General features: G+C 49.7%; 12 protein-coding genes. 3 read left to right on the top strand and 9 right to left on the bottom strand.

All coding sequences use genetic code 11. From position 1 onward, the window contains the following. Positions 1–15: 15 nt before the first annotated feature. The 5 genes from OSQ85_RS01645 to OSQ85_RS01625 form a co-directional block, all read right to left on the bottom strand. Entirely contained in the window at positions 16–765 is a 750-nt protein-coding gene (locus tag OSQ85_RS01645; protein ID WP_265820907.1) for an energy transducer TonB, read from the bottom strand. After that, positions 731–2,347, bottom strand: a complete 1,617-nt coding sequence (locus OSQ85_RS01640; RefSeq protein ID WP_265820906.1) for a nucleoside-triphosphatase — start codon at positions 2,345–2,347, stop codon at positions 731–733. The genes OSQ85_RS01645 and OSQ85_RS01640 overlap by 35 nt, the downstream gene beginning before the upstream one ends. 1 nt (position 2,348) lies before the next feature. Beyond that, on the bottom strand, positions 2,349–4,361 hold the full coding sequence (locus tag OSQ85_RS01635; RefSeq protein WP_265820905.1) for a TonB-dependent receptor plug domain-containing protein: 2,013 nt from the start codon (positions 4,359–4,361) through the stop codon (positions 2,349–2,351). 123 nt (positions 4,362–4,484) lie between these two features. Beyond that, the gene (locus OSQ85_RS01630; RefSeq protein WP_265820904.1) at positions 4,485–5,048 is read right to left on the bottom strand and encodes a manganese efflux pump MntP; all 564 of its coding nucleotides are present in this window, start codon (positions 5,046–5,048) and stop codon (positions 4,485–4,487) included. Between the two features lie 135 nt (positions 5,049–5,183). Beyond that, positions 5,184–5,627, bottom strand: coding sequence for a Fur family transcriptional regulator (locus OSQ85_RS01625; protein ID WP_265820903.1), 444 nt, complete (start codon positions 5,625–5,627; stop codon positions 5,184–5,186). Positions 5,628–5,856: 229 nt separating this feature from the next. Here OSQ85_RS01625 and OSQ85_RS01620 point away from each other — a divergent pair, with 229 nt between their 5' ends. Both OSQ85_RS01620 and OSQ85_RS01615 read left to right on the top strand, forming a co-directional pair. Beyond that, the gene (locus OSQ85_RS01620) at positions 5,857–6,141 is read left to right on the top strand and encodes a FeoA family protein (protein WP_265820902.1); all 285 of its coding nucleotides are present in this window, start codon (positions 5,857–5,859) and stop codon (positions 6,139–6,141) included. A gap of 10 nt (positions 6,142–6,151) precedes the next feature. Next, a complete protein-coding gene (locus OSQ85_RS01615) occupies positions 6,152–6,325 on the top strand; it encodes a FeoB-associated Cys-rich membrane protein (protein WP_265820901.1) in 174 nt (57 codons plus the stop codon). Here the strand turns inward: OSQ85_RS01615 and OSQ85_RS01610 are convergent, their stop codons facing one another. Then, on the bottom strand, positions 6,326–6,550 hold the full coding sequence (locus OSQ85_RS01610) for a DUF2917 domain-containing protein (RefSeq protein ID WP_265820900.1): 225 nt from the start codon (positions 6,548–6,550) through the stop codon (positions 6,326–6,328). 122 nt (positions 6,551–6,672) lie between these two features. On the opposite strand from OSQ85_RS01610, the gene OSQ85_RS01605 reads away from it, so the two are divergent. Further along, positions 6,673–8,100 (top strand): aminotransferase-like domain-containing protein, encoded by a 1,428-nt coding sequence (locus OSQ85_RS01605; RefSeq protein ID WP_265820899.1) that lies wholly within the window; start codon positions 6,673–6,675, stop codon positions 8,098–8,100. A 189-nt stretch (positions 8,101–8,289) separates the two neighbouring features. On the opposite strand, the gene OSQ85_RS01600 is transcribed toward OSQ85_RS01605, so the two are convergent. Genes OSQ85_RS01600 through OSQ85_RS01590 form a run of 3 tightly spaced genes read right to left on the bottom strand, consistent with a single transcriptional unit; the run spans position 8,290 to position 14,250 of the window. Beyond that, a complete protein-coding gene (locus tag OSQ85_RS01600; protein WP_265820898.1) occupies positions 8,290–11,379 on the bottom strand; it encodes an efflux RND transporter permease subunit in 3,090 nt (1,029 codons plus the stop codon). 6 nt (positions 11,380–11,385) lie between these two features. Further along, entirely contained in the window at positions 11,386–12,420 is a 1,035-nt protein-coding gene (locus OSQ85_RS01595; protein WP_265820897.1) for an efflux RND transporter periplasmic adaptor subunit, read from the bottom strand. A 39-nt stretch (positions 12,421–12,459) separates the two neighbouring features. Further along, positions 12,460–14,250 (bottom strand): response regulator, encoded by a 1,791-nt coding sequence (locus tag OSQ85_RS01590; protein ID WP_265820896.1) that lies wholly within the window; start codon positions 14,248–14,250, stop codon positions 12,460–12,462. Positions 14,251–14,278 lie beyond the last annotated feature (28 nt).

Genomic DNA, 14,278 nt, shown 5'->3' with positions numbered 1-14,278 from the left:
GCGGGTTTATATTTATCAGCCGCTGAGGCTGAAGCGCACGGGGAGTTCAACAATAACTTCTTCCCCGGTGTGATTTTCGTACGGCGCCGCACGGTAAACGCTCTCAAATGCCTCTTTGTCCAAAGCCTTAAAGCCTGAGCTCAGTATAATCTCTGTTTTTTCAACCCCGCCGTTTTCCGTGAGGTAAACCCTCAGCATAACTGTTCCGTTCCAGCCCATTCTCCTTGCCAATTGAGGATAAGTAAGCTGCGAACGCACCTTCTGCCGCATGTGTTCGGTGAGGAAACTCATTTCCTGTTCGGTAAGAACAGGGGCAGCAGCCTCAGGCGCCGATTCCGCAGACAGGGCGGAGGGGAAATGCAGTGCCGCCGGTTTTTCAGCAGGCTCAGATTCCGCATCTGTTTTTTTCTCTCTTCCGGAAACAATTTCCGCACCGGATTCATCGGGCTCTTCGCGGAGTATCTGCTCAACGGCTTTCGCTGAGACAGCGGGATGCTCTGCGGGAGGTTTCGGTTTTCGGGATACAGAGGCAGAGGAGGACGGAGCTTTTGCTTCTGAGACGAGGAACTCATGCTTAGGCTCCGCCGCCCTGTATCTGCTTATGAGTGTTACGGCAACGGAACCCCCGGATTCCGCTGTACTTTTTATCTGAATCGGTTCCGCAAGATGCAGAACCATAATATGAACCAGTACGGAAAAGCCTGTGAAAACAATCAGGCGGGAGTTTCCGTCATTGCGCCTGTCTGCCTGTATCTTCAACATCATATATTTCCACATTTCTGAGACCGTAGCGGGAGCATACTGCATCAACTAGGTTCTGCCTCACAGTTATGACGGGTATCGCGCCTCCGGCTGTGACCTTTTTAAGAAGGCTGTCCCATCCGCCGCCCCGAATCTCATAGCGTCCTATTTCATCAAGAACCGTATAAACATTTTTATACGGGACGTCACCCATGCTTTTTTCCCCGAATGCCAGTCCGTCGGCATCAAACACAAAACCGCTTTTACTGCGTCTGCACAATTCGGAGGATTCACCTGTTTTTATATCTCGGATCCTGTAACCTGTTTTCATACCGTCCTCATATATGCCTTCCGCTGTAAACCCCCTGACATCTGCTCCATCAGGCAGTGTTTTGAGAAAAGCCTTAAGATAAGATGTTTTGCCTCCGTTAACCTCTCCGGTAATGAGTACCGCCTTGCTTCCGCCGCTGTCCAGAACAGAGTCCATCATAACTGCTATACCGCTTACAGGGTTTCTCAGCAACGCCTTAACATTTACATGGGGAGTCACTGTGCCAACAGTGCCCCACGCAAGCTCAAGCACCGAGTCTATTCTGTCGCCGTATCTGCGTCGGAAGAAGTCTGCTATCAGCGGATGCCCCATCTCGGAGACCAGTCCGCTCAGAGCGCATGTTGTTACAAATGCCCGCACAGCAAGCCTTACACCCTCAAGAAATCCATGAGTGCTGAAGAAGCTGCCTTCCGGTGATTTCAGCACGAAACCGGAAATGAACGATACAACCGCTATTGGCAGCCATATCTTCCACGAGGCGAACCGTTTCAGAAAGTTTCTGTACCTGACAGAAACAGCCAGTGAGTAAACCAGCAGCACATATGCGAGCCACTCACTTTTATCCATAAAGCCCACGACAGCGACTATCACCCCTATGTGCAGAAACAGCCACAGGAGTGAATAACGCCCCGCGCGGCCTTGCATAACAGAGCCCAATGGAGCACCCTGCTTTATTCCGAATGTTATGGGTTCACCACTTCCCTTGCTTCTCGCTGCTGCCGCACAGCCTATGGCAGAAGCACCTGCACCGAGAACAAAACTCAGCGCAAATATAAAAACTATACCGTACACAGGGCTGACAAACGGAAGCTCAAAACCTGTGGCTGCTTTTTCAAAAAGCTGCTCATAAACAAAATATATGCTGGCTCCGTAAAGCATCAGCAACCGGATTACTTTGTGAAGTACCGCCCACTGCATGGCGAGTCCGCCGCTTAATAGGAAGCCGCTGAAATTTCTACCGAGAATGCGTGTTCCCGCCTCAAACAGAAAGCTCTCGATGGTAATTGCTATCATCGGAACAACGACCTTAGGGCTGGGTGAAAAGGTTTTCAGCATAGCGGAGGTAAGCCCCGCCCTGTAAAACATCCCCTTGGTACGCCATTTTGTTCCGAAGGCACTGAGCACAGCAATGCCTATTGCCGTGAGAAAATGCCCCTTAAAAGGGATCCTCAGATTATGAAGAAAAGAGCCGAGGGTCATCTCGGAGGTCCCCCAGACACCCCCCGCTATGGCTCCTTTTCTCCATTTATCGTCGCTGCTGTCGGCCAGTGACATATTAAATTTTCATTTTAAGCTTGGCGTAGTATGTTCTTCCCGCCTGCGGCAGACCGTATGAGAGCTCGTACTCCTCATCCGCCACATTTTCAACGCCGACCTCAATGGAGGTGTACTTAGCCGGAATAATCTCAGCTCTGAGATCTGCCGTCCAATAGGTATCCAGCTCGGTGTAGCTGTAGTCGGCTTTCTGTGAATAACGTCCTTTTTCCATATTCAGTCTGCCGCCGAGAACAAACATTTTCCCTATTCTGTATGAATGATCCAGATAGAGCTTGTGTTTAGGCACATCGGCAACCGTATCGGAATCATCACCTTCTATGCTTTTTTTCGCATCTATGTAGGCATAAGAAACTATAGTGGTGGTATTTACGGTGAAATCACCCCCCAGCATCATCTCAACGCCTTTCATTGTCACGTCATCTATGTTATCAGAAGTCTGCGCGTCTGATGAGGCATCCGGATCACTGCCGGTGTAGGGCGCTTTAGTGTTGATTTTGTCATCAATTTTTGAATAGAAGATATTCGCCTGAAGAAGAACAGTGTCAAACAGGGACTGCTTAATACCTGCCTCATAGTTCATAGCAGTTTCTTCCTTAAGCCCGGGGTTGGCAAAATAAGTTATCTGTCCGCCGTTGTTATATGAATAACTGGAGTACAGCTCCTTCATTGAGGGGAAGCGTGTCTTACGCGCCGCTTTCACATGGAATACGGTTTCAGAAGACATGTTGTAGATTACCGCAGCCTGCGGATTGAAAACCTTTATATCATCGTTCAGTTCATCCTTGCTGTCCGAAGAGATCGCGTTGTTCACCTCATAGCTGCCGCCGAGGCTGACAATGAACCTGCCCAGAGTAACCCTGTCTTCGACACCGGCGAAGTAGGTTTCCGCCACATCCTTTTCCCATTCTGCCATGGAGGCGTTTTTGGTGCGGTGAACATCTTTTTTGTATTGTCCGCTGAGGATAACGGTATTGATTGCTCCGGTTTTCAGCTCAGTATTGAGGATAACGCCGTTGGAGTGATCATCATAAGCGCTGTCGCACCATGAGGCGCTGAAGCACTCACTGTATGAAGCATCCTTATAACGGTTCATCACGTTGTAGTATTCATCCCTGTAGAGCCTTGCTGTGACCGCATAGCTGTCTTTTCTCAGACTTCCGAGGAGGTAATATGTGTCCTTGTCCCAGTCTTCGTAATTCCAGTAACGCACGGGACTGTTGTTTTTACCGTTGTCCGTTTCCTTTGTGTTCGGAGGAAGCTCAAGACTGCTCTCTATATGGTTTATGCCGAAAGCGATCTCACTTCCCTTTGCGAACTCATAGCCCACTTTTCCTGTTACAGTTGCTCTCCTGTAGCCGCTGTTATCACGCAGACCGCCGTTTTCATTGAGCTCACTGTATCCGTCCGGAAGCATGAATCCTTCCGAATCCTCATAAGCAAGGGAAATCATTCCGTATGCTTTGCCTATCTTGCTTCCAACGCCGATTCTTGTCTGATAGGTGTTGTTGGTTCTGTACATAAGCTCAACAGCGGACTCAAAAGCCTTTTCAGGTTTCGCGGTGACAATATTGACTGCACCTCCCGCGGCGTTTGGTCCGAAGAGAACTGAACCGCCTGCTGTTTCAACTTCGATCTTGTCAATCCCGAATGTGTTGTAATTGCCCAGATCAATATAGGCTTCGTAGGGCAGGGCAACGGGAATACCGTCAAAATACACCTGAATGTATCTGTCTGAAAAACCCCTGATATTAAGACGCTTCTCCCCTTTTGAGTTGGGAGCGAAGGATGCGGAAGGAAGCTGCTTGAGCGCTTCCGCAACACTTGAGGCCGACCCAGCCTCAATTTCTTCGGAAGTCACTTCCTGCATGGGCTTTGCATTAAGCCATGAAGAGGAATCGGTTATCTCTATTTCCCCAAGTTTATAGATATGCTCCTCTGCCTTTGCGGCGGAACTGAATACCAGAGCCGCGCTGAGACACGCGGCGGTCAGAATTCTTTTTTGCTTGAACATTTCAGTTTCTCCATATCGTTATTCCCCTTGGCACATAACGGATATGCGCTATATAGATCACTATATAGCGCAAGTCAAGAATAAACTGTCAGAAATTATCAAAGATTTTTAAAAAAAAGGGTTTCAGGAGAGGAGGTGTTCCAGAAGGATCTTAACGCCTATGAGTATGAGGATTATTCCGCCAGCGGCCTCAACCTTTTTGCCGAAGCGCGCCCCGATCCGGCATCCGTAAACCGTGCCGACTACAGAGAAGGCGGCAGTGATAACCCCTATGAGGAGTGCAGGCTGAAAAATATTCACATTCACCGCAGCAAGGCTCACGCCCACAGCAAGGGCATCTATACTGGTGGCGACAGAGAGGAAAATAAGACTGAGCCCTCTTGTGGGGTCGCCCTTGATATTCTCTCCATCATCGTCACTGAAAGCTTCCTTCACCGCCTTAAGCCCTATGGCGGAGAGAAGTCCGAAGGCCACCCAGTGATCCCATGCGCTTATGTACCCGCTGACGCTTCTCCCCGCGAACCAGCCTATAACAGGCATAACCGCCTGAAAAAGACCGAAATGAAAGCCGAGGCGGAATATATGCCGGAAGGAGACATGGCAAAGGAGAACACTGCACGCAATGGACACGGCGAAAGCATCCATGGACAGCCCCACGGCAATCCAGAAGACTTCGAAAAAATTCATATGAACCTCACGGGATTTTGCGGTGTTAAGGATAAGACATCAGGCGGGATCTTTCAACCCCTTAAAACCGCATAAATACGGACAGAGGTATAAATAATCCGCCTGACGTTATTTAATGGAATTTAGAAAAATCTCTTATCTGCGGCATTTGGGACATACGCCGAAGAGAATGTGGCTTCTGTTTTTTACTGAGTAACCGTATTTTTTTGCAATTTCATCCTGAGCATCACGGATTTTCTCATCCAGAAATTCTACCATTGCACCGCATTTTTTGCAGATCAGGTGATCATGGGGCTCTTTTCCGATCACGCTCTCGTAGCGGACTGAACCGTCATTAAAATTGAGCTCGCGGGCTATTTCCGCCTCAACAAAGAGCCTCAGCGCACGATACACAGTGGCATGCCCAATGCTTGAATCATGCTTTTTGAGAGCTTCGTAAAGCTCTTCTGCTGTTGTGTGTCTGCCCAGTTCAATAAAGGTTCCGAGGATGATTTCCCTCTGGCTGGTGGCGCGGAGTTTTTTTTCGGATAAATACTCAGAGAGCCTTCTCAGGGCGATGTTTTTTGTTTCTTTTTTCATAATAACAACCGTCTTCTTGTGTATTAAGACCGCATATCAACAGCCTCTAAGAAAAACTTATTAGTTTTAGTAAAAATAATCAATATTTTTTTGATGTCTGCACCTTTGGGAAAAAGATTTTATTTTACAGGTTTTTCAGCGCTCACCATGTTCACATTGACAAACTAAGTTAATGGGTTACAATATAATACTATACAACTGGGTTTCGAGCCTTTTCCGGGGTGTTTATATGTGCAGCAATTTTATTGGCGGTGAAGAGAGTGTATCTCTCTCCGATGTCAGAAAGGGAGAAAGATGCGAGATCGCAGGATTCTGTAAATGCTGCGACAGGCAGTCCGTGCGCAGGCTCATAGACTACGGCTTCATAAAGGGGCGCATCCTCGAAGTGATAGAAGATGCCGGAGACGGGAACATCACAGTGGATCTGGAAGGGAACAGGCTCTGCATATGCGGCAGCCTCTCCAGTAAGATAACCATAACCCCGTGCAGACACAGGCACGGCAGACACAGATAAGAAGGAAAAAATGGCAGATATAATAATCACGGCTGCAATTGTGACAGCGGCAGTCTTTTACCTCTACAGATACTACACAAAGCCCGCAGACGGATGCGGCGGCTCCTGCGGAGGCTGTTCAGCAGCCAGAAGCGGATGCAGCGCCGCCGAAACGGCAGAAAAAATAAGCTCCGGCGGCAGATAGTTATCTCACATCCATAGTAAACAGAGAATCGTCCATTCCCTCTATCACCAGTGCGTCCACAGGGCGGAGGCTGATTTTCTGTCCGCAGGCAACCATAACATCACCCTGTCTGGTTCCTGTTATCCACAGCTTCCCTTTCTCACAGGACAGATTCGCGCTTTTTGCACCGTTTACAGACATCATTTTGTTCTTTCCCAGAGTCATCTTAAAGCTTTTCACGCTCATCCCCGCGCCCTCCTGATATATTTTTATCTTTACCGTGAAGAATAAATATAATAAAACTGTACATAATAACAGTTACAGTTTTTTTGAAATGTATACATAACAGTTTTACTGTGAGGCAGATTATGGAGCAGCAGAGTATTTATAAATATGAAGAAGTTCAGGAACTGATAAAGAAAATCATCTCCGAAAACGGGCTGAAAGCCGGTGATAAAGTTCCCTCCATAAGGAAAATGAGCACGGATACATCATTGAGCGTTTCGACCATTATGAAGGCCTATGTTGAGCTTGAGCATCAGGGAGTGCTTGAATCCCGCCCTCAGTCGGGCTTTTACGTATCAGCCGACAACTCCATACCCAGCCTTGAAATATCTGCTGAAAAAAGAATAACCGTTGCCCGTGTGGACAAGTTCAGCATGATATACAGCGTCTGCAACGCCATGGCTGACAAGCGGCTCATACAGTTTGGCGGGGCTTCCCCCTGCCTTTCCATGCTCCCTTCCGCTGAACTTTCCAAGACGCTCAAACACATCCTCAACCATAACCAGGACTTTAACTCCTTTGAAATATTCAGGGGAAATGCACAGCTACGCAGCTGCATATCCATGCAGATGCTTTCCGCCGGGCTGGAAATTTCCCCCAATGAGATAATAATCACAACCGGGGCGACAGAAAGCCTCAGCCACATTCTCCATGTTCTTTTCAAACCGGGGGACTGCATTGTCACGGAATCGCCCCTCCACTTCGGGCATCTGCACACGCTGGAATCCATGGGGATATACGTCATAGAGATCCCTTCACGCCCTGATCAGGGCATGGACCCGGACAGGCTTAAGGACACGCTGGACAGATATGATGCAAAAGCCCTGCTTATCCAGCCCAATTTCAGCAACCCCATGGGCGGAATGATTTCAGATGAGGACAAGAAGAGAATTGTGGAAATCTGCGCCGCAAAAGGCGTGCCGATTATTGAGGATGATGTTTACGGCGAACTCTGCCATGAGGGGCACAGACCCAGATGTCTGTCATCTTTTGACAAAACCGGAAACGTGATCTACATCGCCTCCTTCACAAAAACAATCTCCCCCTCGTTCAGGGTCGGCTGGGTATGCCCCGGCAGATACTACAAAGAGGTGATGGACAAGAAGATCTCCTCCGTACTGGACACATCGCGCCTGCTCCAGCTTACGCTGGCAGATTATCTGCTCTCCGGTAAATTCAGCAGGTATCTGAACAGGGTCAGGAGGATGTACCGCAGTCAGGTTGCCGCATACCGCTCATACGTAAGCGAGTTTTTCCCCGCGGGAACAAGAGTATCCAACCCAAAAGGAGGCTATATCCTCTGGATGGAACTGCCGGAAGCGGTTGATTCCTTCCGGCTTTATGAAGAGGCTATGAAAGAGGGGATAGGCATAGTGCCGGGGTTTCTGTTCACCGCACAGGACAGGTACAGAAACTTCATCCGCCTTAACTGCGGCAGCCCGCTGGATAAGAAACACATTGAAGCCCTGCGCAGACTCGGCTCCATGGCTGTCAGGCTGGCAGAAGGCTGAAAGCCTGAATCAGGCTCCGGTGAGCGAAGCCGCATTCATTTTACGGTACTACCAGGACAGAGACTCTTCGCATACGCTCAGAGTGACCTTTACGGCGTGTCATCCTGAACGCAGTGAAGGATCTCATGCTACTCAGACCCCAAGGTTCAAATAGCTCCAAGGACGGTTTCAACAAAAAGAAAGCCTGAATCAGGCTTTCTTCCTTCTGAAAATCCCCGTTGACGCATAAGAGTACAGAACAGGAACAACAATCAGCGTGAGCACCGTAGCAAAAGAAAGCCCGAATATGATTGCAACCGCCATTGAGCTCCACCATTCCGCAGTTTCAGACCCAATCTCCCACGCAAGCCTGCGGAAGCTGAAGCTTACTCCGGTCGCCATCGGCAGCATGCCGAGGATTGTGGTCACGGCTGTCAGAAGCACAGGACGGAGACGTGTTCTGCCCGCTGTGCGTATGGCCTGATCCGGCTCCATGCCGGATGCCCTGAGCTGGTTGGCGTAATCTATAAGCACAATGGCATTGTTCACCACTACACCTGCTAGGGAGATGACACCCACCCCGGTCATAATTATTCCGAAAGGCATACGCATAATCAGCAGCCCCATAAGCACGCCTGAGAGCGAAAGCACCACTGAGGTGAGCACGATCCCTGACTGGCGTATGGAGTTAAACTGAGTCACAAGCACCAGAGCAATCATAAAAAGCGCTATAACAAAGGCCTTTTCGAGGAAAGCCGTTGCCTTCTGCTGCTCCTCCTGCTCACCGGAATATTTTATGCTGTAGCCGTTTGGCAGTTCTATTTTTGCCACCTTCTGCATTATCTCCTGCAAAGCGTCATTGCTGTTGCGTCCTTCGACACCTGCACTGACAGTGACAACCCTTTTGCCGTCCTTGCGTTTTATGGAGCCGTAGCCCGTGCCTGTTTCAACCGTTGCTATCTCAGAGAGAGGAATGGGGTTCCCGCCCGAATTAGGCACAAGCAGATTTGCTATGTCCGCCACACTGCGCCTTCTCTCCTCAGGCAGGCGGGCAACTATATCGTACTCATCGTCCCCTTCCCGGTAAACGCCAAGCTTGTAGCCGCCTATTGCGGCCTTGAGGGTATAGGAAATATCCGCAGTGGAAAGACCGAGGAGAGCGGCCTTTTCCCTGTCCACACGCACGCTTATCTCAGGCTTTGACTTAACAAGGTTATCCTTGAGATCCACTATTCCGTAGACCTCCTTCACCTCAGCCTTCACCTGATTTGTAAGGCGCTCAAGGATGCTGACATCCTCGCCGCCTATCTCTATGCTCACAGGGTCGCCCACGGGCGGCCCGTTTTCCTCTTTTTCCACCTTTATCTCAGCACCGGGGAAAAACTGTAACTTTTCCCTCAGCCTGTCCAGAACATCGCTGCTTTTGCCTTCCCTGTCGTCCTTTTCGTGAAAGCGGATGCTAACCCGGCCGTGGTTGGAGAGTCTGCTTGAACCCTCCTCCCCGCTTGGGGTTATGCCGCTGTCTGCTATGATGTATTTCACATCAGGCTCGGCCATGACCATCTGCTCCACTATGTTCACATAGCCGTCTGTCACCTCAAGTCTTGTGCCTTCTGGAGCCTTTATCCCCACATAAGCCCTTTTCGGCTGCGTATCGGGGAAGAGTTCCACACCGCTGTTGAAAGCGCCGAAGAGCATGAGTATCACAAACATTCCGCCGAAAGCGCCCAGAACGGCAACCCATCTTCGGCGGAGGGCAAAATCAAGGCTTTTCACATACATCCGCACAAGCAGGGAGTCCCTGCCGTCATCCTCATACGCCTTGTCCCTTTTTTTAGACATAAACACGGCGCATATCACAGGGTTAAACACAAGCGCCACAAAAAGCGAGGAGGTGAGGGTTATTATCAGTGTAAGGGGGAGAAACCTCATGAATTCCCCCATTATATCCGGCCAGAAAAGCATAGGCGCAAATGCGCAGAGCGTTGTCACAGTTGAGCTTATAATCGGCCAGCCCACCTCGGCGGCGGCGATGGATGCGGCAACGTTCCGCTCTTTTCCTTCCTGTATATGGCGGTAGATATTCTCCACAATAACTATGGCGTTATCCACAAGCATACCCAGAGCAAGGATAAGGCTGAAAAGAACAACCATGTTCAGCGTTATGCCCATTATCTGGAGAACGGTGAAAGACAGCAGCATGGAAAAGGGTATGGCAGCGGCGACAAAAAATGAGCTTCTCTTGCCCAGAAACATGAACAGAACAAGCACAACCAGAACAAGGCCTGACATTATATTGTTCTCAAGCTCCTCCACCATCATCCTTATATCATCCGACTGATCTTCGGTAACGGTGAGCTGAATACCCGCAGGGACAAGTGTCCGGGCTATATCCAGAATAGCCTTAACACGGTCTGAAACCTCTATTATGTTTTCCCCGGCGCGTTTCTTTATCTCTATGGAAACAGCCTGATCACCGTTAAGCCGTGAGTAGCTTTCACGGTCTTCAAAAGTGTCCTCCACATGGGCGACATCTTTCAGGTAAATCGGCTTGCCGTTTCTCGCCAGCAGAACAAGGTTGTCTATTATGGCCGGGTCTTTAAATTCTCCGGGAATACGCAGAAGGTATTTGCCGCCGCCCATGTCCATTGTTCCGCCGGGGATATTGACATTCTCCCGCTGAACCGCTGCGGCTATTTCGCTGAATGAGAGTCCGTAAGCGGTGAGACGCTCCTGATCAAACACAACGCGGATCTGCCTTTCCCGTCCGCCGTTGATGACGACCTCAAGCACACCCTGAACGCTCTCTATCTCGTCCTTGAGATCTTCGGCGACCTCTTTGAGAATATACTCCGGCACATCCCCGTGGATGGCTATCTTCATTATGGGGAACTCAGAAAGGTTAATCTCCATGATCATCGGGTCATTGTCCAGATCCGCGGGCAGATCCCCCTTGGCCTGATCAACCTTGTCACGCACCCACTGCATGGCGTTGTCAATATCAGTGTCCGCTATGAACTCCACAACGATGATGGACGCGCCTTCGGAGCTTGTCGCTCTTATCTCCTTGACATTCTTGATCCCTTTCAGCTTGCGCTCAATAGGCAGAGTGATGAGGCTTTCCACATCCTCCGGAGCCACACCCTCATACTCCGTCACAACAAGAACATACGGAATGGTAATATCCGGATCAGACTCGCGGGGGAGGGTGATGTATGAATACATGCCGACAATTATAAACAGAATCATCAGCACGAAGACCGTGCTTTTCCTTTTCAGAGAGGCATCTGTAATAAGCATATGGACTTACTCCGCCTGAACCTTCGACCCGTCAGCCACAAACTGCTGACCTTTTACGATGAGCCTGTCCCCTTCGGTGAGGCCTTCCTCAATCACTGCGCTGTCGCCTATCACGGCGGAAACACTCACGGGAATCTGAACGGCTCTGCCATCTTTCTCAACAAAGACAACTTTTCCTTCCTGTTTGTCCACAAGGCTGAAAACAGGAATAACGAATACATCCGCATACTCCCTGCGGAGGAATCTGGCGCGGATTATCATCCCCGGACGGAGCTTTTCCTTCCCTCCGGTTATCTCAAGCTTTACCCTGTATGTCTTAGTGGCGGCATCGGCCTGTTTTGCCGCATAAACTATTTTCCCTTTGTACGCCGCGCCGTCCCTGTTCACCTGCGCCTCAAAGAGGTCAACCTCTGTTCCCTCATGAAGGTAGCGAACATCTTTCTCCGGAACATCCACGATAAGCTGCATCCTGTCGGTGTTCACTATTACAGCCACAGGATCGCCCGGAGCCACATATTCACCCGCATCAACATGCCGCCTGTCCAGCCAGCCGTTTATGGGGCTTTTCAGCACAGCTTTTCCCAGCTGCGCCTCGTTATAACGCAGATCAGCCTCTGCCTGTTCAAAAGCGGCCAGCGCCCTGTCATAGGTCTGCTTGCTCACCGCGTCACTCTCGTAAAGCTGCTTAGCGCGGGCGTACTCCTTCTCAGAGAGGGCAAGCGCCGCCCTGCTGTTGTCTGCCGCGGCTTTGTACGTTGATGTATCAAGGCTGATTACAGGGGAGCCTTTCGCTATTCTTTCCCCTTCCTCAGCGTAGGTTTTTATTACTGTTCCCGCCAGATCCACAGAAACCGTGACAGATTCCCACGCCTCAACATTGCCGGGCAGGGTAAACCAGTCGGGAATATTTTTCTTTTCAAGCACTGACGTGCGTATATCTACCGGCTTTTCCTCATTTTTACGTGTTTCAGCCTGCTCAGGCTTCTGAGAGCTGCATGCCGCTATAACTGCGCTTAAAAGAACTGCTGTTAATATTCTCATGGATTCTCCGTATGTGGACAACTATGTTTGCAAAAGGAATCATACACTTTTTTTGTCAAAAATAAGCCTGATTTTTGATGCGTATTCATTTAAATCTTCTGCCGTTTCCTCTATTTTCTTTCGGTTTCTGCGGATAGCAGCTCCCTGAATATAGAGTCCGTAATCGCTCACAGGTTCAAAGCCGAATGTTTTTGCCTCACCTTTGAGCCTGTGGCCTATGAACTGAATTGATTCGAAATCATCCTTATCCAGAAGCTCCCGTATTTTCTGCGGAGTATTTTTCAGGTCTTTCAGGAACAAGGGAGTCACGTCCCTGAACTCCGGCCTGACACTGACAGCTATGAATCCGTCCTCCCCCTTTTCGGGCATGGACGGTTTTTCTATCTGCCCCTCGCGGAAGATTGCCATTGTTTTCAGCAGCATATCCTTGTTAAGCGGCTTTGCCACATAGGCATCGCACCCCGCCTCCAGACATCTTTTCGCCTCCCGCTCAAGGTCATATGCAGTTATGGCGATTACGGGCGTGCGCCTCAGTCCTGTTGTCTCCTCAAAGGCGCGTATCTCCTTTGTGAGTTCATAGCCGTCCATGCGGGGCATCTGTATATCGGTCAGCACCATGTCGTATCTGTTCTTTGAAAAAAGTTCCAGTGCGGCAAAACCGTTTTCGGCGTAATCCAGAGCACAGCCTGTTCCCTCAAGGTATGACTCAGCCACGAACCTGTTGTACTCGGAATCATCCGCCAGCAGAATACGGTAACCCGGTTCACCTCCGGACGGCTGGCGGCTGTCAGGCATCACATGACTGTCTGCCCCGGCTTCATCCGGAGGGTTCACAGCGGTTAGCCCCGCTGATGAAAGCCTGCGGCCTGACACAAAGCAGTGCATCAGGATAAACAGAAGAACACCGCAGAGAATCACGAAAAAGACGGCAGCATAAGCAGATTTCATTACCGAACCGCCCGCCTTGGCAAAGTCATATATAATTTCCAGATAATACGTCTCAGCAAAACCGCTTTCCGAACTGCTCAGCCTGAAAACAGAGTACTCATAAATCCTGTTCCCCTGCCGCTTTTCAATAACAGTTCCGATGCTGATGGGGGAGTCGCCTCCGAGGGGAAACTCCCTCCCGGAATTGAAGAGCGAATAGCCTGAAACGCGGAATTTTGTGAAAACATCCACTGATTCTGTATAAATGCATGAGCTTACCAGTTCCTTGAAGTAGTCCCGGAAATAGTAGTCATACACATCTCTTCCGTGGTTTTCGGATATGAAATCCTCAAGGTAAATGGCAGTCTCCACAATATAGGAGCTTCCTCTGGGGCTGTAGTATGAGAACATGGCAGGTCTGCCTGTGACCATCCCGATGCTGAGCCTTCCGTGGGCAAAACCGCCTTTGCCGTAAAGCGAGTTTATGAAATCGCCCAGACTCTTGCCCGCTTTTGTGAGACTTACCCCCTGTTCTCTGCGGCTTGAAGTGCTGAAAACCACACCGTTTGAATTGATAAGATAAATCTCGCCAACGCCGAGCCCGTCAGCCAGTCTGCGCAGAACATCCGGTTCAGCGGGGATTCCCTTCGCGGCGGATTCTCCCAGAATGGCATCAGCCGCCAACAGAGCCTTTTCTGCGCGCTCCTCCATTCTGTCTGCTATTACCAGCATAAAAAGGTCGAAGCTTTTCAGCTTGTCACCTGCCTGCGCGCGGACGGTTTTTCTCTGTTCCTCAATAATATTGCGGACAGCTTCATCCGCTTTATGGAGTATGAAGGCAGAGGCGGCAGAAACAAGGATGACTGCTGTGATAAAATTAAGAATAAAGTTTTTTTTCTTCACTAACGGCTCTCTTACCCTGCAATTCTAT

This window comes from Geovibrio ferrireducens (assembly GCF_026226615.1).
Taxonomy (GTDB): Bacteria; Chrysiogenota; Deferribacteres; order Deferribacterales; family Geovibrionaceae; genus Geovibrio; species Geovibrio ferrireducens.
Note: the sequence above shows the minus strand (reverse complement) of the source record. Positions and strands in the feature narration are given on the sequence as shown.